Annotated in this window: 16 protein-coding genes and 4 tRNA genes; 18 read left to right on the top strand and 2 right to left on the bottom strand. The window is 53.6% G+C overall.

The window, feature by feature from the left end:
- Positions 1-76: 76 nt before the first annotated feature.
- The gene (gene pepN / locus QMQ05_RS09180; protein ID WP_345469422.1) at positions 77-2,617 is read right to left on the bottom strand and encodes an aminopeptidase N; all 2,541 of its coding nucleotides are present in this window, start codon (positions 2,615-2,617) and stop codon (positions 77-79) included.
- 287 nt (positions 2,618-2,904) lie between these two features.
- On the opposite strand from pepN, the gene QMQ05_RS09175 reads away from it, so the two are divergent.
- The 14 genes from QMQ05_RS09175 to QMQ05_RS09110 all read left to right on the top strand — a co-directional run bounded on the left by QMQ05_RS09175 (position 2,905) and on the right by QMQ05_RS09110 (position 13,559).
- On the top strand, positions 2,905-3,378 hold the full coding sequence (locus tag QMQ05_RS09175) for a ribose-5-phosphate isomerase (protein ID WP_345469421.1): 474 nt from the start codon (positions 2,905-2,907) through the stop codon (positions 3,376-3,378).
- A gap of 2 nt (positions 3,379-3,380) precedes the next feature.
- Positions 3,381-4,346: an Fpg/Nei family DNA glycosylase gene (locus QMQ05_RS09170; RefSeq protein ID WP_345469420.1), complete on the top strand. Its 966-nt coding sequence runs from the start codon at positions 3,381-3,383 to the stop codon at positions 4,344-4,346.
- Positions 4,347-4,532: 186 nt separating this feature from the next.
- Positions 4,533-4,606 (top strand) — tRNA-Gly (locus tag QMQ05_RS09165).
- A 460-nt stretch (positions 4,607-5,066) separates the two neighbouring features.
- Positions 5,067-5,141, top strand: a tRNA-Pro gene (locus QMQ05_RS09160).
- A gap of 142 nt (positions 5,142-5,283) precedes the next feature.
- Positions 5,284-5,358, top strand: a tRNA-Pro gene (locus QMQ05_RS09155).
- A gap of 157 nt (positions 5,359-5,515) precedes the next feature.
- Positions 5,516-5,590: transfer RNA gene (locus tag QMQ05_RS09150), tRNA-Pro, on the top strand.
- Between the two features lie 87 nt (positions 5,591-5,677).
- A complete protein-coding gene (tig, locus tag QMQ05_RS09145) occupies positions 5,678-7,009 on the top strand; it encodes a trigger factor (protein WP_058254497.1) in 1,332 nt (443 codons plus the stop codon).
- Between the two features lie 246 nt (positions 7,010-7,255).
- Positions 7,256-7,852, top strand: a complete 597-nt coding sequence (locus QMQ05_RS09140) for an ATP-dependent Clp protease proteolytic subunit (RefSeq protein WP_028268560.1) — start codon at positions 7,256-7,258, stop codon at positions 7,850-7,852.
- Positions 7,853-7,898: 46 nt separating this feature from the next.
- Positions 7,899-8,558, top strand: a complete 660-nt coding sequence (locus QMQ05_RS09135) for an ATP-dependent Clp protease proteolytic subunit (RefSeq protein WP_058254496.1) — start codon at positions 7,899-7,901, stop codon at positions 8,556-8,558.
- A gap of 168 nt (positions 8,559-8,726) precedes the next feature.
- Positions 8,727-10,019: an ATP-dependent Clp protease ATP-binding subunit ClpX gene (clpX, locus tag QMQ05_RS09130; protein WP_058254495.1), complete on the top strand. Its 1,293-nt coding sequence runs from the start codon at positions 8,727-8,729 to the stop codon at positions 10,017-10,019.
- Positions 10,020-10,066: 47 nt separating this feature from the next.
- Positions 10,067-10,675, top strand: a complete 609-nt coding sequence (locus tag QMQ05_RS09125; RefSeq protein ID WP_345469416.1) for a DsbA family oxidoreductase — start codon at positions 10,067-10,069, stop codon at positions 10,673-10,675.
- A gap of 158 nt (positions 10,676-10,833) precedes the next feature.
- A complete protein-coding gene (locus QMQ05_RS09120; RefSeq protein WP_345469414.1) occupies positions 10,834-11,751 on the top strand; it encodes a hypothetical protein in 918 nt (305 codons plus the stop codon).
- Positions 11,752-12,306: 555 nt separating this feature from the next.
- The gene (locus QMQ05_RS09115; protein ID WP_334123246.1) at positions 12,307-13,311 is read left to right on the top strand and encodes a trypsin-like serine peptidase; all 1,005 of its coding nucleotides are present in this window, start codon (positions 12,307-12,309) and stop codon (positions 13,309-13,311) included.
- A 68-nt stretch (positions 13,312-13,379) separates the two neighbouring features.
- Positions 13,380-13,559 carry a hypothetical protein gene (locus QMQ05_RS09110; protein ID WP_345469410.1) on the top strand — a complete coding sequence of 60 codons (180 nt, stop codon included), beginning with the start codon at positions 13,380-13,382 and terminating at the stop codon, positions 13,557-13,559.
- A gap of 60 nt (positions 13,560-13,619) precedes the next feature.
- Here the strand turns inward: QMQ05_RS09110 and valS are convergent, their stop codons facing one another.
- Positions 13,620-16,238: a valine--tRNA ligase gene (gene valS, locus QMQ05_RS09105; protein ID WP_345469409.1), complete on the bottom strand. Its 2,619-nt coding sequence runs from the start codon at positions 16,236-16,238 to the stop codon at positions 13,620-13,622.
- Between the two features lie 240 nt (positions 16,239-16,478).
- On the opposite strand from valS, the gene QMQ05_RS09100 reads away from it, so the two are divergent.
- The 4 genes from QMQ05_RS09100 to QMQ05_RS09085 all read left to right on the top strand — a co-directional run bounded on the left by QMQ05_RS09100 (position 16,479) and on the right by QMQ05_RS09085 (position 20,513).
- Positions 16,479-17,243, top strand: coding sequence for an SDR family oxidoreductase (locus tag QMQ05_RS09100; protein WP_345469407.1), 765 nt, complete (start codon positions 16,479-16,481; stop codon positions 17,241-17,243).
- 42 nt (positions 17,244-17,285) lie between these two features.
- On the top strand, positions 17,286-18,026 hold the full coding sequence (locus QMQ05_RS09095; protein ID WP_345469405.1) for a sirohydrochlorin chelatase: 741 nt from the start codon (positions 17,286-17,288) through the stop codon (positions 18,024-18,026).
- Between the two features lie 67 nt (positions 18,027-18,093).
- Positions 18,094-19,794: a nitrite/sulfite reductase gene (locus QMQ05_RS09090; protein WP_345469403.1), complete on the top strand. Its 1,701-nt coding sequence runs from the start codon at positions 18,094-18,096 to the stop codon at positions 19,792-19,794.
- Complete coding sequence (locus tag QMQ05_RS09085) at positions 19,791-20,513, top strand: phosphoadenylyl-sulfate reductase (protein WP_345469401.1); 723 nt, start codon at positions 19,791-19,793, stop codon at positions 20,511-20,513. Before QMQ05_RS09090 ends, QMQ05_RS09085 begins: the two co-directional genes overlap by 4 nt.
- The last annotated feature ends 2 nt before the right edge of the window (positions 20,514-20,515 follow it).

Genomic DNA, 20,515 nt, shown 5'->3' with positions numbered 1-20,515 from the left:
AAATACGCCGGTGTACCAAGAGCCTGATCGGCTCCTAGTACACCGGCGAATGTGACTTATTTGCTAAAGATACGAATCAGGCATCAGCACCGCGTGCTGCAAGCGCACGTCGTACATCAGCAGCCGACTCGGTCAACAATCGACGTAGTGCCGGGTGCTTCTCGCCGAGGGTTTCAAGGAACGCGTCAGTCTGATCCAACGTCTCCTGTGAGATCTGCGAACTTGGGTAAAGACCGAGCACAATTTGTTTGGCCATTTCGTGCGAATAGGTTTCCCATGCATTGATGAGCACACCGAAGTATTTCTCGGTGTAGCCGGCAATCAGCGACGAGTCATGCACGTTGTTAAATCCGGCAATTACCGCGCTCTGCTGGTCATTAGACAAAGTGGCAGCTGCAACTTCTTCGAACGCCTGATCCTTGGCCTGGGAAGTCGGGCGTGATGCGCGCGCGGTGTACCACGAAGCCTTCCCCTTTGCCGTGTCGTCTTGTGCCAACACTGCGTCGATTTGTTCATCAGTCAGTCGTCCACCAGCGCTCAGGGCGATGGCCAGAGACCAACGAAGATCAGTATCGATTTCCAGCCTGTCAAGGACCAGCGATCCGTCAAACAATCCCTGGACGCGATCGAGCTGTTGCGCGGTGCGGGAACGGTGCGCGAAGGACTTTGCCAGTTGCAATTGTGCATCCGATCCGGACTGCGCTGCGTTGGCCAACTCCCACAACCGATCTGCAGCCTGGACCGATAATTCTTCGCTGTGTTCGCGAGCAACGTACTGGTCTAGTGCGGTATTTAGCTGACGCAACAGAACCATAACTACCGAAGAATCAACCTCATGGCCAATGTTGTTCAGCAGCAGCTGAACGTAGGTACTTGCTGGAGACTCTGCATCGCGCACCGAGTCCCAAGCCGCTGACCAAACCAAAGTGCGAGGCAGTGACTCGTTGAAATCTTTCAAGTGCTCAGTAGCAGTAGCCAGGGAAACTTCATCCAAACGGATTTTTGCATAGGTCAAGTCGTCGTCGTTGAGCAAGACCAAGTCTGGACGTGCAAGGCCAATCAAGGCATCAACCTGCGTCGATTCACCAGAGATATCGAGTTCTTCACGGTGGACACGTTGTAGCGTGCCGGCATCATCGAGACTATAGAAAGCGATCGCTAGACGATGCTGTCGAATAGTTGGGTATTCAGCAACTGCGGATTGGCGAATGATGAAGGAAGTGATGATTCCTGCGTCATCGGTGTTGATATCTGCGGTGAGAGTATTCACTCCGGCAGTTTCAAGCCACTGCGCGCCCCAACCGCTCAGATCGCGACCGCTGGAGGCCTCCAATTCGCGAAGCAGGTCCGGCAGTTCGGTGTTGGACCATGCATGCTTGGCAAAGTACTCGCGAACGCCAGCCATAAATTCTTCCTGACCGACGAAAGCTACGAGCTGACGCAGAACGCTGGCGCCCTTGGCGTAGGTGATCCCATCGAAGTTAACTTCAACGTCTTCGAGATCATTAATCGGTGCCACGATAGGGTGCGTCGAAGGCAGCTGATCCTGACGGTAGGCCCAGTTCTTCTCGAGCGAGTTGAACGTTGTCCAGGCACCGGAGAACTCAGTGTTCTGTGCCGCTGCCAGGGTAGACATGAATTCAGCGAAGGATTCATTGAGCCACAGATCGTTCCACCACTTCATGGTGACAAGATCGCCGAACCACATGTGGGCAAGTTCATGCAAAATGGTGATGGCACGGCGTTCAATCATGGCACCGGTTGGGCGGGAACGGAACACGTATTCTTCGAGGAACGTTACCGCGCCAGCATTTTCCATCGCTCCAGCATTAAACTCAGGTACGAAGAGTTGGTCGTACTTTTCGAAGGGGTAGGGGACACCGAAGTTCTTTTCGTAGAACTCGAAGCCCTGGCGCGTGATGGTCACGATATTTTCAACATCTAGGTATTCCATCATTGACGCACGGGCGAAAACGCCAAGCTCAACGGTTCGACCGCTAGAAGAAACGAGCGAATCACGGGCTACCTGGTACGGTCCAGCGATCAATGCGGTGATGTAGCAAGAAATGCGCTCCGTAGGTGCAAACGACCAGGTAGCAGCCTCGCCCTGTTCGGAGGGCGCAGGGGTTGGAGCATTGGAAATAACATTCCAATACTTGGGGGCTGTCACCGTGAATTGGAAGGTTGCTTTGAGATCTGGCTGCTCAAAAACAGCAAACATTCGACGGCAATCTGCCACCTCAAACTGCGTGTACAGGTAAACCTCGTTATCCACCGGATCCACGAAACGGTGAAGACCCTCACCGGTATTCATGTAGAGCGCGTCGGCGTCAATTGACAAGGTGTTTTCCGAGGCTAGGTTCGGTAGCTGAATCCGGATGCCATCGGAGATTTCTGCTGGGTCTAGAGCAACGCCATTGAGTGTGATTGAACGGACCGAGTCAGTCACTGCATCGATGAATGTGGATGAACCCTCGACGGCGCTGAAACGTACGGTGGTTTGAGAGGTAAATACTCGCTCGCCGCGAGTAAGATCCAGGATCACCTCATAGCTATCAACATTGATCAGTTCTGCGCGAGTTGAAGCCTCGTCGCGAGTGAGGTTCATTCCTGGCATGGGGTCTCCAGTTCTTCATGAGGCGTATACCCGAATCAGTTGTGAAACGGATATTGAATATTTGTATATTGTGTCACCGGGAGCGGGGTGTAAAGCAAGTCATCTCAGGGATCAATTTACTCAGTTTTTAGTTTTGCACTGAAAACATGGCGCTTTAGGTCCTCTGGCACAGTGCGGATCCGTAAAAATACCGTCTAGCTGGCTCAATATGACGATCAGTTCACTCGTAATCGCTAAGGTAGATGAGAAAGTATTTGCCCCCTCCCAGATATATGAGGCTAAAGATAATGCGCGTGCATATCGCTACTGACCATGCCGGACTCGAGCTGAGTGATTACTTGGTGAAACACCTCACCGCCAAGGGCTACGAAATGGTGAACCATGGTCCGAATTCCTATGATCCGGAAGATGACTACCCAGCCTTCTGCATCAATGCTGCTAAGGCTGTCGTAGCGGATCAGCGAGCAGGGGTGGACGCACTAGGAATTGTCCTGGGAGGCTCGGGCAACGGAGAGCAGATCGCTGCCAATAAAGTTGAAGGCATTCGTGCGGCCCTCGCCTGGAACATGGATACCGCGAAGCTTGCCCGCGAGCACAACGACGCCAATGTCATCGCTGTTGGCGGACGTCAGCACTCGGTTGAAGAGGCCGCGGAACTTATCGAGGCATTTTTGGCTGAGCCGTTCAGCGAAGCAGAGCGTCACGTGCGGCGTATCGGCAAGATTGCAACCTATGAAACTACTGGCGAGGTCATCGACTAATCGTGCCTGAAGGACACTCCCTTCACCGCCTTGCCCGCCAAATTGACGACGTCTTTGGCGGGCAAGAGGTTCGAATTTCATCGCCACAAGGACGATTTAGCGTAGATGCTGAACGTATAGACGGCGAACAACTTGATCAGGCTTTTGCAAAGGGCAAGCAGCTTTTTTGCAGGTTTTCCAATGACCTGTACCTCCGCGTGCATCTTGGGCTCTACGGAGCATTCAGCTTTGGAGGGGACAGCCATTTTGTCGGTGCTTCTTCAATTGGAGCTCCACGCAAGATCGGCGAAAAGGAAGTATCGGGCGACGACGCTCCTGTTGATTATGCTGGACCACCTGAGCCTGTCGGTGCTGTCCGAGCGCGCATAGTCTCAGAACATGGCTGGGCCGATTTGCGTGGACCGACTGCCTGCGAAGTATTGGACTTCGACCAAGTACAGATCCAATTAAGTAAATTAGGTCCAGATCCATTAGAGCGCGCCGCACTTGATTTTCAATCTTCGAGGACTCAAGTGAGCTCAGATGCGCCACAAGCGGCTCTAGAAGCAGGCTATAAAGAGTTTCGAAGGAACCTGGCTCGTACCAAAACAGCCATTGGAACGACACTCATGAACCAAAGTGTCATTAGTGGCGTCGGCAATATTTATCGCGCCGAAGCCCTCTTTCGCAATCGAATCTCACCCGAACTTCCCGCGAACCAACTTTCTGCACAGAAGTCCAAGAGACTCTGGCTGGATATCGTCTCGGTCATGGAAGATGGAGTTCGTGACGGAAAGATCATCACGACTTTCCCTGAAGACCGTCAAGAAGGGTTACCAGTGTGGCCCGACAACGCCTACTACGTCTATCAGCGTCAAGGAATGAGCTGCCGCAGGTGCTCGGGACAAATTTCGATGACGGAAGTAGCAGCAAGAAAACTTTATTGGTGCCCAAAGTGCCAAAAGCTACCTCGACAAAAAGATAAATAGGCGATTGCGGGAGAAAATGAGACCAACGAAATAGTTTTTCTCAGATCTTTCGGCGTGTGTTGCTTTGAGTTGCTATTTCTTGGTGCTAATTGAGAGGCTCCAAGTGAGGCGGGGAATGCCCGATTTGCAAAGCGCATCTTTTATGGTCTAGACTCAATCTTGTTCGAAGCGCAAAAGCTTCGAAACGGGGATGTAGCTTAATGGTAAAGCCTCAGTCTTCCAAACTGATTACGCGGGTTCGATTCCCGTCATCCCCTCCAAAAGAAAAGACTCCGCTCAGCGGGGTCTTTTCGTCGTAACTTGGGTTTTTGTGCTCTGGCCGGCGCCGAGCATTTACTTTTGTTGCTGATGGGTCCTCGTCGCAGAAATGTTGTTAAGTGATCGCCAAAGACCCTGACGAAAATCTTGCGGCACGAGGCCATGCACTCGCATGATGCTCAAGGTCGCGCTCATCCAATCATGAGGCGCAGGCGTGCGAATATTGGAATATTCCTGTTATTCAACTCACGTATATCTTCAAAGCACCCCAAATCAAGCGTGTGATTACCGGAATTTCGCGGAATTTGGCTCCTTTCGCGCAAAGACATGACGAACACTCGATTTTGCTTTTGGTTCGAACCCGTGTAACTTAGTTTCTTGTGATCAGCACGGGAAACAAATGATTCCCCAGTTGTTCGCAGGACGAAATGTCCAGATGAAGTAAGGTTTTCCGAGCTTTATCGGGGTGTAGCTCAGCTTGGCTAGAGCGCGCGCTTTGGGAGCGTGAGGTCGCAGGTTCGAATCCTGTCACCCCGACATTATGGATCAAAGGAATTTGACCATAGTAAGAATCCAAGAAATTGGATTCAATGAAACTGAGGGTTAGTAATAATTCATCAGATTCGCCAACTAACGGTTAGACGTGTTCGCTGCGAAAATTAGTGAATCGTTGACTAATCGGGGTGTAGCTCAGCTTGGCTAGAGCGCGCGCTTTGGGAGCGTGAGGTCGCAGGTTCGAATCCTGTCACCCCGACTTTATGTACTGAAATCTTAGGATCTATGGACATAAAGATTGAGAGCTAAATATAATTTAGATCTTGTGATCACTAAAGACCGTCAAAGGTAACTAGTAAGCATCACAAACGATTAGTGGATACAGGATAACTCGGGTTAGACTGTTCACTGCTAATCGGGGTGTAGCTCAGCTTGGCTAGAGCGCGCGCTTTGGGAGCGTGAGGTCGCAGGTTCGAATCCTGTCACCCCGACTCTGTCGAACAACCCCGCAACGCCACCATGTTGCGGGGTTTTTTGCAGATTAGACCTAATATTAAACAACTCAGGAGTACAACGCTGTGAAGAGCGCCGTCGAAAACGTCAACCCGACCCGGGTTAAGCTGACCGTTGAAGTTCCTTACGAGGAACTGAAGCCCCGCGTCGATGAGGCGTACAAGACCATCGCTCAGCAGATTCAGATCCCTGGCTTCCGTAAGGGCAAAGTACCTTCCCGCCTGATCGATCAGCGCGTTGGCCGTGGCTACGTCATTGAGACCGCAGTTAACGAAGGTCTGAACGATTACTACCAGCAGGCCATGGTTGAGAACGAACTCACCCCACTGTCCCGCCCAGAGGTTGACATCACCGAGCTGCCTTCGATCGAGAAGGAAGGCGAGGGCCAGCTGGTCTTCACCCTCGAAGTAGACATCCGCCCGAAGGTTGAACTGCCAGAGTACAAGGGCATCGAAGTTTCTGTTGAGGCCAAGGAAGTTGCTGACGAGGACATCGAGAAGGCTCTCGACGACCTGCGTGGCCGCTTCGGGACCCTGAAGGAAGTTGAAGCACCAGCTGCTGCAGACTCTTTCGTCACCATCGACCTCACCGCTTCGGTAGAGGGCGAAGAGGTCGACTCCGCACAGGGCCTGTCCTACCAGATCGGTTCCGGCAACATGCTTGAGGGCATGGACGAGGCCGTGACCGGTCTGTCCGCTGGCGAAGACGCAACCTTCGAAACCACCCTGGCTGGCGGCGAGCACGCCGGCAAGGCTGCAACCGTCAAGGTTGTCATCAACGCTGTGAAGCAGCGCGAACTGCCAGAAGCAAACGATGACTTCGCTCAGCTTGCTTCCGAGTTCGACACCATCGCAGAACTGCGCGAGAACCTGGCCAAGGACGCTGCCGAGGGCAAGATCGTTGAGCAGGGCGTAGAGGCTCGCGAACTGGTTCTGGACAAGCTTGTTGAGCTGGTAGAGGTTCCTGTCCCAGCTTCGGTCATCGATGAGCAGATCGAGCAGCACTTCAACGCTCCAGACGCTGAAGAAGGCCACGACACCGAAGAGCACCGTGCAGAGGTTCGCGAGAACACCGAGCGTGCCTTCAAGAACGAAATCATCCTGGACGCTGTTGCAGATGCCGAGGAAGTTGGCGTTGAGCAGTCCGAGCTGATCGATTACATCGTTCAGACCGCTGGCCAGTACGGCATGGAGCCAAACCAGTTCGCACAGATGCTGGACGGCGCAGGCCAGGTTCCAATGCTCATGGGCGAAGTTCGTCGTCGCAAGGCACTGGCAAAGGTTCTTGAATTCGCTACCGTCACCGACTCCAATGGTGCCGCTGTAGACCTGACTTCCTTCGTGAAGCCAGCAGGCGAAGACGAAGCTGCTGAGGTAGAAACCGAAGAAGCAAAGTAGTCTTTTTAGACTCAGATGGCCATTGGCCGCCTAGAAATGGGCGGCCAATGGCCATTTTTGTTCGCTGCCGGCGTGCGTCATGCGCCGTGAGCGAAACAAGGGCATGAATCGCCCCATGAAAGCCTTGAAGTAAGTAATCTCAAAGTAACCAGTTGCAGCTTTGGGATAAGAAATAGATATTCCAGAATCTGATCTACACGTTTGGAAGAGGTAGAGAACATGTCAAATGATTCGCGCACTCCTACTATGGCAGCCGTCGATCCGGCCAGCCGTGATGACTACATCTACAACCGCTTGCTCAAGGAGCGCATCATCTGGCTGGGCTCTGAAGTCCGCGACGACAATGCGAATGCCATCTGCTCGCAGTTGCTTCTGCTTTCGGCAGAGGATCCTGAAAAGGACATCTACCTTTACATCAACTCGCCAGGCGGTTCGATCACCGCAGGCATGGCCATCTACGACACGATGAACTTCATCCCGAACGATGTTGTCACCGTAGCTACCGGCCTTGCAGCTTCGATGGGCCAGTTCCTGCTGTCCTCGGGCACTCCAGGCAAGCGCTTTGCAACGCCGAACGCTCGTATCTTGATGCACCAGCCATCGGGTGGCATCGGTGGTACTGCTTCGGACATCAAGATTCAGGCAGAGCTGATCATGCACATGAAGAAGGTCATGAGTGATTTGACCGCCGAGCAGACCGGTCAGACTGTCGAGCAGATTCTGATTGATAATCAGCGTGACAAGTGGTTCACCGCAGAAGAAGGACTTGCCTACGGGTTCTTCGACCAGATCGCAAAGCACGCCGGATCTGTCACTGGTGGTGGCGGAGTAGAACGCCAGTAGTCGAACCCACCACTCGATACCCAAAGATTTGTCCTAGGAGATAACCATGAACTTCAATCCTGAAGCCGTTAGTGGCCAGATGCCATCGGCTCGCTACATTCTTCCTCAGTTCGAAGAGCGCACCCCTTACGGGTTCAAGCGCCAGGATCCATACGCAAAGCTCTTCGAGGATCGCATTATCTTCCTCGGTGCACAGGTCGATGACGCATCTGCCGATGATGTCATGGCACAGCTGCTGGTTCTCGAATCCATGGATCCAGAGCGCGATGTTACCTTGTACATCAACTCGCCAGGTGGTTCGTTCACCGCGATGACTGCCATTTACGACACGATCCAGTTCATTCGTCCAGAGGTGCAGACGGTTTGCTTGGGACAGGCAGCATCAGCTGCAGCTGTTCTGCTGGCTGCCGGCACCCCAGGTAAGCGACTGGCGTTGCCAAATGCTCGCGTATTGATCCACCAGCCAGCGATGGGTGGCGGCGAACGCGGTACCGCAACGGATCTGCAGATTCAGGCAGAAGAAGTAATGCGTATGCGTGGTTGGCTGGAGGATACTCTGGCTTCCCATTCAGGCCAGCCAGTCGAGAAGGTTCGCGACGACGTGGAGCGCGACCTGTTCATGACCGCCGCAGAAGCTAAGGCCTACGGCATCGTGGATGAGGTACTCACACCACGTAAGCTGAACCGCGCTCAGCTCGGCAGCTAACTGTAGTACGGAATAATCCCCGATGAATGGCGGTTTACCCAGTGAGCGCACTTCGCAATAATGAAGTGGCGCAACACAGGTAAACCGCCATATTCATCTAATTTGGGGGACAACTAGCCTAGAATTGAGTAAGTCCACAGCTACTCAAGTAAACAGGAGAATGGTGCGATGGGACGCATGGGTGAAGGCTCGGATCTGCTGAAATGTTCTTTCTGCGGGAAGAGCCAAAAGCAGGTTAAGAAGCTAATTGCAGGCCATGGTGTCTACATCTGTACCGAGTGTATTGAGCTTTGCAATGAAATCATTGCAGAGGAGTTCGCTGAAGAACAGGTGCACGAGGAATTCTCTCTAGCGAAGCCACGAGAAATTTTCGATTCGCTCCAGGAATATGTGATTGGTCAGGAGAACGCGAAGCGTGCCCTGTCTGTTGCGGTATATAACCATTACAAGCGTATTCACGGCAATCAGGAACACAGTCCAGTAGCTGCGTTGACGAATGAAGACCCACTGGGTGAAGTGGAAGTCTCTAAGTCCAACATCATGTTGATCGGCCCTACCGGGTGCGGCAAGACCTACCTTGCACAATCCCTTGCGAAGAAGTTGAATGTACCCTTCGCGGTTGCCGATGCAACGAGCCTGACCGAAGCTGGCTACGTTGGCGAAGACGTAGAAAATATCTTGCTGAAGTTGCTGCAAGCTGCAGACTACGACGTCAAAAAGGCCGAAACTGGCATCATCTACATCGATGAAATAGACAAGATTTCACGCAAGAGTGAAAACCCATCGATTACGCGTGACGTGTCGGGCGAAGGCGTGCAACAGGCCTTACTGAAAATTCTTGAAGGCACTGTGGCAGCGGTGCCACCGCAGGGCGGACGTAAGCATCCACATCAGGATTTCATTCAGCTCGATACCACGAACATCCTCTTTATCGTCGCTGGTGCCTTCGCTGGTTTGGAAGAGATTATTTCCTCCCGCGCCGGTCAAAAAGGCATTGGCTTTGGAGCGCCGTTGACGGCGCTTAAGAGCGAAACTGCTTCATATTCAGATGTTCGTCCAGAAGACCTGCTGAAGTTCGGTTTGATTCCAGAATTTATTGGACGACTGCCGGTCATTACGACAGTGGAGCATCTTGATAAGGAAGCACTTGTACGGGTGCTGACTGAACCAAAGAATGCATTACTCAAGCAGTACCAGAAGATGTTCCAGATGGACGGGGTAGCGCTGAGCTTTGATCAGTCGGCACTGGATGCCGTCGCTGAGCTTGCCATTGAACGTGAGACCGGAGCACGTGGTCTTCGCTCGATCCTCGAAGAAACTCTCGGGGGAGTCATGTTTGATTTGCCGAGCCGTGAGGACATCGCCGAAGTAGTCGTCACACGAGCTACGGTGATTGATGGTGAAGAGCCAGCAATGCTGTCGCATGCAGTGGTGGCAAAGCGGGATAAGAAATCCGCATAACCCGTTTTTGTTTTGTAGATTGATTCTTATAGGAAAGTTGGTATCTCATGGCTGATCGTCAGCACGTCGACTTCTGGTTCGATCCTATTTGCCCGTTTGCTTGGGCAACGAGCCGCTGGATTAAGGAAGTTGAAAAAGTTCGTGATATTGAAGTTTCCTGGAATGTTATGAGCCTATCGGTCCTCAACGAGGGCCGTGATTTGCCTGAAGACTACCGTGCGATGATGGACGATTCATGGGGTCCAGTGCGCGTGGTTATTAAGGCTGCTGAACTACACGGTGAAGAAGTGAAAGATGCCCTCTACACCGCAATGGGCGAGCTGCTCCACTATGAGAAGATTTCAGATCGCGACGAAGTCATCAAGAAGGCACTCGAAAAGACTGGACTTCCTGCAGAGCTGGCAGAAGCTGCGCACACCGATGCGAACGACGACGCTCTTCGAGCAAGTCATGAGGATGGTATTAGCAAGGTCGGCCAGGACGTAGGTACCCCTATCGTTGCTGTCGACGGTGTTGCATTCTTCGGTCCAGTTATTACCCGTGTTCCAACCGGTGAAGACGCAGGAAAAATGTTCGATGCTGCTGCGCAACTGGCCTCGTTCCCATACTTCTTTGAAATGAAGCGTACTCGTACCGAGAGCCCTACTTTCGACTAAATGCGTCCACAGTGCGGATTGAAGGACGTCCTCATCTCTGGGACGTCCTTCAATGCATTAAGCCACCAAAAACTATGTGGCTGGCGCCCTATCGTTTTGTTTTGTCATGTACCTATCTGAATCCGCGATAGGAAACCATCGTCTCTAGGGAGTACGCCATGGAAAACCGTAAGCAAATTTCTCTTTGGCGTAGAATCGCTTCAATTATCTGTGTCTCAGTCGCTGTAATTGCAGCTCCTCTCTCCATCGGATCGCTTTGGGGCTCAGGGCACCTGACGGACACTGACGGTTTCGTAAAGACTCTGGGACCACTTGCAGAGAATAATGACCTTCAACAGCTTGTTTCGGGGCAAGTCGCGGAGTCGATTTCTGGACACCTTCAGATTGAGCAACGTCTAGAGGCCATTACCGGCGATGGATGGCTATCGACCGTAATTCCTGCTGACGAAATTGCTTCAAAGGCAAACGAGGCGATCAAGTCAGCAACCCTGCGGGTTGTTGAATCTGAAGACTTCGCCACAACATGGGAGTCCGCCTTACGAACTAGCCATCAGAAAACTGACCTTATTTTCAACGGTCAGAGTTCGGCAACCTTGGATGATGCAGGTAACCTTACTTTTAAGCTCGACGAGGTCTTCGCTGGGATCGTCAAGACGCTGACTGGGTTCGGCATTCCTGATCTACCGACAGGAGACAGCTTCAACTGGAATCTAAAATTGATTCAAAACGATGCGTTGCCAACGGTGCAAAAAATCTACCTTGCGGTGGACAGTATTGGTCCGTGGGCCATCTATTTGAACGCAGCCGTGTTCATTGCTGGAATCTTGTTGGCTCCGAAGTATCTTGCAAGGGGCCTGCTGTGGCTTGCAGTCGCAACTGGATTGAGCTTCATTGCGTTGAAAACACTCATTCCAGACTTCATTCAAGAGCGACTACTATCGAATGTCAACGCGGACCTAGCGCGCGCTATTTATGATCAAATCACCAACGGGCTATCGACAAGTTTCATCGTCACGGCTGTCGTGGCTGCGCTTCTTGGCGTTGCATCAATTCCGTTGATCCGCAAACGCTACTAGTATGCAAAACTGTCACCTTCGCGTGGCCCCGTCCAACGGTTCATGGTGAAACACCTGATCTATTCTCGACACTTTTTGGCTTTATCTTCGCTCGAATTATCCTGAGGTCTGATCGCCGTTGGCCGTCAAATTCATTTTTAAGCTCTAGTTGTCGTTAATATTTTCCAGTTCGCACCGTTGCATCATCGTGCCAAAGTATCTGTTACCGGTGTTATTCCTTTCAGATTTTCTGTTGTCTCTGTCCATGTTTTTGGTGTTCCTGCCTTTGGCTCGGGTAAAGCCCGCGGAGAACCGATTTCGCGGGGGAGTGGGGCGCGAGATAGGATCAGCGACCCATAAAATAGCTCATCTTGCACGGACGATTATTGAGATCCCTTTTATCTGTGAGGATCAGAATTACTTCACAGTCATTCCCTAAATAACGGTTCTTGTTGGACGTAGCGGAGGGAAAAATTCCTGTAGAAATTGTGTGAAGTGTGTGTTTGACTAATTTGCACGAGTGCAAGAGCACCCCCATCGATAGTGGTCATGTGCCACTGGACAAGGAGTTATATCGTGCAAGTTCGTTCATTAAAGGCCAGTTCCGTGAAGGTCAAAGGCCGACATAAGCTGGCCGGTGCAGCGCTTTTGGCTGGAGCGTTGATGCTCAGCACGGCACCTTTTGCGGTTGCGGCTCCGGCTACGTCGGGCGATGAGATCGAATCGATTAAAATATCGTCAGGGTCAGCTGAGTCGGCCATTGATTACTGGACTGTTGACCGTATGAAGGCAGCCAAGAGCGCTGATAGCCTCGTCGCTGGAAAGTCGGGATCTTCAGCCAAAGTCGACACCAACAAGGCGACCAAAGTTCCAGGGCACGCTGCTAACAAAAATGCTGCCAAGACGAACTTCAAAGCTGGTGGGAAGACCCGCGGTCAAGTGGCCCCCGTTTCTCACATCGGTAAAGTCTTTTTCACCCTCGGCGGCCAGGACTACGTGTGTTCGGGAAACGCAGTAGTGTCAGCCAATGAATCCACCGTCTCTACGGCTGGTCACTGCTTGAATGAAGGCCCCGGTGCTTTCGCCACACGCTGGGTGTTTGCTCCCGCCTATGAAAACGGCAAAACCCCGTACGGTACTTTTGCTGCCACTGAACTTGTCACCACGTCCGAATGGTCAAACGACGGCGACATCACCTACGACACAGGATTTGCTGTTGTCTCGAACAGTAGCGGTTCAACACTGACCGACACCGTCGGCGCATCAGGTGTTGCCTTCAACCAGCCACGTGGTGAGTACTACACCGCATTCGGCTACCCTGCAGCCTCGCCATTCAATGGCGAGACCCTGCAATCCTGTGCTGGTTCAGCCTCAGCAGACCCATTTGGCCAATCACAGTCGCAGGGAATTTCTTGCAACATGACCGGTGGCTCCTCGGGAGGGCCTTGGTTCTTGGGCTCGGGTTCATCCTCGTACCAGAACTCGGTGAATAGCTTTGGCTATAACTCTGTACGCAATACGATGTTCGGTCCTTACTGGGGCTCGGTAATCCAGCAGGCTTACCAGAACGCACAGAACTAGAATCAATGAAAGCCGGGGAAGAGGATTCGATGGGGCTCATCCCGGCGTTCATAGAGAAAGAAGACACGATGCCACAAAAACACTCGTCAATGGATGGGCAAAACCGCCCATCAAGTCGGCATCAAGTGGAGCAACGAACCGACGAACAACTTGATTACTTCACCGAGAAGCGTCGGCGCGAAGCAGAACCTCGGAAGCTCATTCGTCCTTCACCGTCAAAGCCAAAGACGGACGAGGACAAGAGCTAAAACGAGTTGGGCGGCCATTCCTAGTGGAATGGCCGCCCAACTCGTTTTTACTAATAACTACTAAGCATCTTCAGTAGGTGCTAGCTCCACGTTCGTCACGTTGAGCTCACCGTCTGCTTCAACTAGCGTCAACTCGCGTGCATTGGCCGCGGACTTCAAATCTTCGAAGCCAGCGTGCAGCTGAGCAACCTGGGCTGCGGGCGCATGGATTTCCCCGGAGAGGACCTCGGTGCGCTGCTTGACCTTAGCATCAGACTTGGCCTTGCGAATTCCAGATAGTGCAACGCCAACAAGCGGTAGTACCTCTGGATCAGCGCCTTCAATGGCACTTGCCAGGTGTTCAGTACTTGGCCACTGGGTCAGGTGTACAGAACCCGTACGCCACCATCCCCAAACCTCTTCTGTAGCGAAAGGCAGGAATGGAGCAAATAGACGAAGTACAGAATCCAAAGTCGTGGCAAGAGTTGCCAAGACACTAGCCTGCTCTGCTTCTCCGTGACCACCGTAGGCACGGTCTTTCACCAGCTCTACATAGTCGTCGGTGAACGACCAGAAGAATGACTCGGTGATGTCCAGAGCGCGCGCGTAGTCGTAGTTATCAAAGGCGCGCTTGGCATCTTCGATCACGGTCGACAGGCGAACCAGCAGCGAACGGTCCAGTCCATTGGTAACAACCGCAGCATCGTCGGTCAAAACATTTGCATCGGTAGCACCCAGATTGAGCACGAACTTTGAAGCGTTCAAGATCTTGATGGCCAAGCGACGGCCAATCTTCATCTGGTTCACTTCATAAGCGGTGTCAGCGCCAAGCTTGGCACTGGCAGCCCAGTAGCGTACAGCGTCCGCACCAAAATGGTCCAGTACCTCATTAGGAACTACAACGTTGCCCTTGGACTTGGACATCTTCTTGCGGTCCGGATCCAGGATCCAGCCCGAAATCGCTGCGTGCTTCCATGGCGCACTATCGTGCAGGGAGTCAGCACGAACAGCAGTAGAGAAGAGCCAGGTACGGATGATGTCGTGGCCCTGAGGACGCAAGTCGAAGGGGTAAACCTTCGAGAAGAAGTCATCATCACGGCCCCAACGACCAACAATCTGTGGCGTCAAGGAACTGGTTGCCCAGGTATCCAATACGTCAGCGTCACCAACGAAGCCATTGGCAACTCCGCGCTGATCTTCGGTGTAACCCGAAGGCGCATCCGCGGCAGGGTCAACAGGAAGCTGCTCAATGCTTGGAAGCAGCGGTGCATCGTAGTTTGGCTCGCCGTGCTCATCGACCTGGTACCACACAGGTACCGGCACGCCGAAGAAGCGCTGACGTGAAACCAGCCAGTCACCGTTCAGCCCCGAAACCCAGTTTTCATAGCGCGAACGCATGAACGATGGGTGGAAGTCGATTTCCTTGCCACGGGCAATCATTTGCTCGCGACGTTCCTCATCTCGACCACCGTTGCGGATGTACCACTGACGGGAGGTAACGATTTCCAAAGGCTTATCGCCCTTTTCGAAGAAGTTCACCGGACGGGAAATCTTCTTAGGTTCCCCATCAAGCAGATCAGCGGCAGAAAGCAGTTCGACCATGGTCTCCTTGGCGGAGAAGACAGTCTTACCTGAAATCTGGGCGTAGGCTTCCTGGCCAGCCTCACTGGTGATCCATTCAGGGGTGTCAGCAAGGATGCGACCGTCGCGGCCAATGATGGCACGGGTTGGAAGCTGCAGTTCGCGCCACCAGGTGACGTCGGTCAGGTCACCGAAGGTACATACCATGGCGATACCTGAACCCTTGTCGGCCTGAGCCAGCGGGTGCGGGTAAACGGTAACCGGAACACCGAAGATTGGTGAGGTGACGGTCTTTCCGAACAGGTGCTGGTAACGCTCATCATCTGGGTGAGCAACCAGTGCGGCGCAAGCTGCCAACAGCTCTGGGCGCGTGGTTTCGATGAAGACCTTCTCGCCGTTTTCGGTGTCAAAACCGTAGCGGTAGTAAGCGCCCGGCATCTCACGGTCTTCCAGTTCAGCTTGGGCGACAGCGGTACGGAAGGTAACGTCCCACAAAGTTGGGGCTTCGGCCATGTAAGCGTCGCCCTTGGCCAGATTATCCAAGAAAGCACGCTGAGATGCAGCCCGTGAATTGTCATCAATGGTGCGGTAGGTCATCCGCCAGTCGACGGAAAGACCAAGAGTGGTGAATAGTTGCTCGAAGACCTTCTCGTCTTCTACTGCTAGCTCTTCACAGACCTCAATGAAGTTCTTACGGCTAATGACGTCCCAGTCACGCTGGTTCTTAGCCGGCTTTTCTGGTGGACGGTAGCCCTCAATGTATGGCTTCGTTGGGTCGCAACGAACGCCGAAGTAGTTCTGTACACGGCGCTCAGTTGGCAGACCGTTGTCGTCCCAACCCAGTGGGTAGAAAACGTTCTTGCCATTCATGCGCTGGTATCGAGCCAAAACATCGGTCTGCGTGTAGGAGAACATGTGTCCTACGTGCAACGAACCTGATGCCGTGGGTGGGGGAGTGTCGATGGAGTAGACGGCCTCGCGGGTCGTGTCCTCGTTGAAGTGATAGGTGCCCTCGGTGCGCCACCGGGACGAAAGACGTTCTTCCAAGCCTTCCAAAGCTGGCTTGTCAGGAACGGAAACCGTTGCGGGCGTGTCTGTGCCCAAGTTTTCTTCTGCCATGGCTTTATTCTTTCATGTTTTACGGGCCACCTAGGCATTGTTTCCCATGGCTTGCGCCACGAAGAGTCAAGCGCAGACAAAACGCCATTGAAAACCATCATTACCGGGATCCATAAGTTCATCCGGTCAAATGCAGAAGCATCAGCGCAATGCCGAAGTTCACAGTGTTCTGCAGGTTTGAAATGTAAGAGAAATTCATGCCTTACCAACTGGCAATGAAGTAGTCATAGAGTTGTCGCTATGAACAACAAAGAAAATAGCTCAACACGTTCTGCAGTAGTCACCGGCGCTTCTAGCGGTATTGGTCAAGCAACCGTTCGCGCGCTACGCGATCAAGGATGGACTGTCTTCGCGGTCGCACGCCGCGCTGACCGCCTGGAGGAGCTCGCACAACTCACTGGTGCCATTGCACTTCCTGCAGATGTCAGTGTCCAAAATGATGTGGACGAACTGACCAAGGCTGTTGAAGCTGCCGGCGGCGTTGACACGCTGGTGAACTGTGCCGGTGGCGCACGTGGCACGGAATATTGGGCAGACGCGGTAGACGAGAACTGGGAATTCATGTGGCAAGCCAACGTCATGGGAACCATGCGCCTGACTCGAGCCTTGCTGCCACAGTTGCGCCAGACACGAGGAACGGTACTGAACGTCACGTCAACTGCAGCGCTGGCCAGCTATGAAGGTGGTAGCGGATACAACGCAGCAAAGGCCGCAGAGCGTGCCATGACCCAAGCCTTGCGTTTGGAAGAGGTAGAAAACGGCTTGCGCGTCATCGAGATCCTGCCAGGACTGGTGCAAACGGAAGAATTCTCGCTGCGACGTCTCGGTAGCCGAAGTGCCGCAGACAGTGTTTACGCAGGGGTGGAGAATCCTTTGACGGCTGAAGATGTTGCTGAAGTCATCCGCTACGCCGTCAGCGCGCCGGCCCACGTCAACCTCGACGAAATCGTCATTCGACCACAGGCGCAGGCCGCGAACCACAAGCTGATTCGCAACGCGAAATAACCAGTAATAACCAGTGTGTACTCCGATGGTGAGGATTTACCCATGAGCCAAACAGATCAGCGCGTTATTCACGTAGTTGCTACCTCGCACGGTACCGACAATGAGCATGGTCAACAACTGATCCATGAATTGCGGGCCCAGTTAGAAGAGCTTTCTAAGGACCAAATTGCAGCATCCTTGATATGGCATGAAGCCTATGTAGATGTGCAACAGCCGTCATTGGATGACGTTGTCGCTTCCTTGCCAAAGCAGGAACCGGCAGTCGTTCTTCCACTGTTAGTTTCCGATGGGGTGCACACGACCTCAGACATCGCACGGGCAGTGGCTTCGAAAGCCAATACTGTGGCGGCCGGTCCGTTAGGTCCAACGCCACAATTGGCTCAGGTACTCGCGGACCGGGCGCAAGAGTACCTAGAGGGTGATCCCGTGCTTGCTCTGGCTGGTGCCGGGACTCGACTGGAGATCGGACAACAGCAGATCCAGGATCTGGCGGCACAGATTTCGCGCATCCTAGATCGTGAAGTGACTGTTGGCTACTGTGCTGGGGCGAATCCTCGTATTTCTGAGGTGGTTCAGAACGCAAGCAAACGCCCGGTTGTCGTTCTGAGTTCCTTGTTGGCTGACGGATACTTCCAAAACAAGCTGATTAGCACGGGAGCCGAAGTGGTGACAAAGCCACTTCTGCCTGACGTAACTATTGCGCAATGTTTCCTTGTACGACTTAAAGAGACGCTTAAAACGGCGGGTTTTATGTCGCCAGATGACGAAGTTCTAAGTCTGTAGTCAACCAACAGTCATGTGACTACTCGTGGTTGCTGACCCCCTGGGGTGAGTTCTTACGCTGGATGGCATGACGCAGACAACCACACCCGCTCGTCCTAAAAGGGCGGCAAAGCCCAACGGTCAATGGAAGATCGACGGTCCCGCACCGTTGAACACCAACGAAGAGATGAAGGCCGCCGACAACGGCCTGAACGTGCGCCAACGCATCGAGGAAATCTACTCGAAGCAGGGCTTCGATTCCATTGATCCAGAGGATCTGCACGGTCGCTTCCGTTGGTGGGGCCTTTACACCCAACGTGCCCAGGGCATCCCCGGCGGCAAGACCGCGACGCTGAGCCCTGAAGAACTCGAAGACCGCTACTTCATGCTTCGCGTTCGCATCGACGGTGGCGCGCTGAGCACGCAGCAACTGCGCGTCATCGGAGAAATCTCCACAGAATTCGCACGCGACACCGCAGATTTGACGGACCGCCAGAACGTACAGCTGCATTGGATTGACGTGGTTGACGTCCCAGAGATTTGGCAGCGACTAGAAGCCGTCGGGCTACACACTACCGAGGCCTGCGGCGACGTGCCCCGCGTGATCCTAGGATCACCAGTTGCCGGTATTAGCAAGGACGAGATCATTGATCCAAGTCCGGTCATTGCTGAAATCTCCCGCCGCTACATCGGCAAACCAGAATTTGCGAATCTGCCACGCAAATTCAAGACCGCAGTCACCGGCCACCCCAGCCAAGACGTGGTGCACGAAATCAACGACATCGCATTGATCGGTACCGTGCACCCCGAACTGGGTGCCGGCTACGACCTGTGGGTGGGCGGTGGACTGTCCGCCAACCCGCGTCTGGGCGAACGACTCGGCGCCTTTGTCACCGAAGAACAAGCCCCCGATGTCTGGGAAGGTATCGTCTCCATCTTCCGTGATTACGGTTACCGCCGTCTGCGTAACCGGGCCCGCCTGAAATTCCTGCTGGCCGACTGGGGCACCGAAAAGATGCGCCAGGTGCTGCAAGACGAATACTTGGGCTATGAACTACCTGATGGCCCGCTGCCGGATCAGCCCACTGAAGCTGGGGATCACAGCGGTGTTCACGAGCAGAAGGACGGTAACTTCTACATCGGACTGACCGCACCGGCAGGCCGTGTCTCGGGAACGACGCTGACGGCGCTTGCTGATTTGGCTGAGGCGCATGGTTCAACGCGACTGCGTACCACCCCGCACCAGAAGATCATCGCGTTGGATATCGCCGAAGATCAGGTTAAAGACTTTGTTGGCACGGCTCGTACTTTGGGCTTGGAGGCTTACCCGAGCCTATTTAAGCGCTCTGCTATCGCATGCACCGGCATTGAATTTTGCAAGCTGGCCATCGTGGACACCAAAGACACCATGATTGATGCAGTCGCCAAAATTGAGGAACGCTTGGCTGACCATGAGGGCAAGCTACCTCGCCAGCTGTCCCTGCATGTCAACGGGTGCCCGAACTCTTGCGCCCGAGTCCAGACCGCAGACGTGGGCTTCAAGGGCCAACTGATCACCAATGAGCAAGGTGAACAGGTCTCCGGTTTCCAGGTACACCTCGGTGGCGCCTTGGCCGGATTTGAAAACGGTGAAGCCACCCTGGGCCGCACGGTCCGTGGCCTCAAGGTCGCCGCCGACGAACTCCCCGAATACGTAGAACGTGTTGTCAAAAACTACTCGGCTTCGGCCGCAGAAGGCGAATCCTTCGCCGCCTGGGCCCACCGTGCCGAAGAGGATGAACTGAAATGAGCCAACAGACCCCAAACCGCACCCGGAGCGAAGCTGAACTGCGTGAAATCGCGCGGCTAGGCGCCGAAGAACTTGCCTGGGACGCCTCTGCTGCCGAGGTCGTCGCCTTCGCCGCCAAGCATTTGGACCCCACTGAAGTCGCCGTGGCCTGCTCCATGGCTGACGCGGTATTGCCACACGTAGTTTCCGAACAGCTACCCAAGGTCGATGTACTCTTCCTCGACACTGGCTACCACTTTGTGGAAACACATGGCACCCGTGATGAAGTCGCCCGCGTCTTGGACGTCAATGTCGTTGACGTGCTGCCAGAACTGACCGTGGCTGAACAAGACGCTAAGTACGGCAAAGACCTCTTCGCGAGTAACCCGACCCAGTGCTGCCAGATGCGCAAGGTCGATCCGCTAGCTAAGTCCCTGAAAGGATACAGCGCCTGGTTCACCGGGGTTCGCCGGGATGAAGCACCGACACGCACCAATACTCCACTAGTGACCTTCGACGAGAAGAACGGGCTGATCAAGTTCAACCCCTTGGCACCGTGGAGCTTTGATGAGCTGATCGACTATGCCACTGACAAACAGGTCCCAGTAAACCTACTGCTCTCCAACGGTTACCCATCCATTGGTTGCGAACCATGCACCCGCCCGGTGGCCGAGGGTGAGGACCCTCGTGCTGGCCGTTGGGCTGGACTGAACAAGACCGAATGCGGCCTTCACATCTAAGG

Origin of the sequence: Glutamicibacter sp. B1 (assembly GCF_039602135.1) — a bacterium.
Lineage (GTDB): Bacteria > Actinomycetota > Actinomycetes > Actinomycetales > Micrococcaceae > Glutamicibacter > Glutamicibacter ectropisis.
This window is presented reverse-complemented; position numbering and strand designations above follow the sequence as displayed.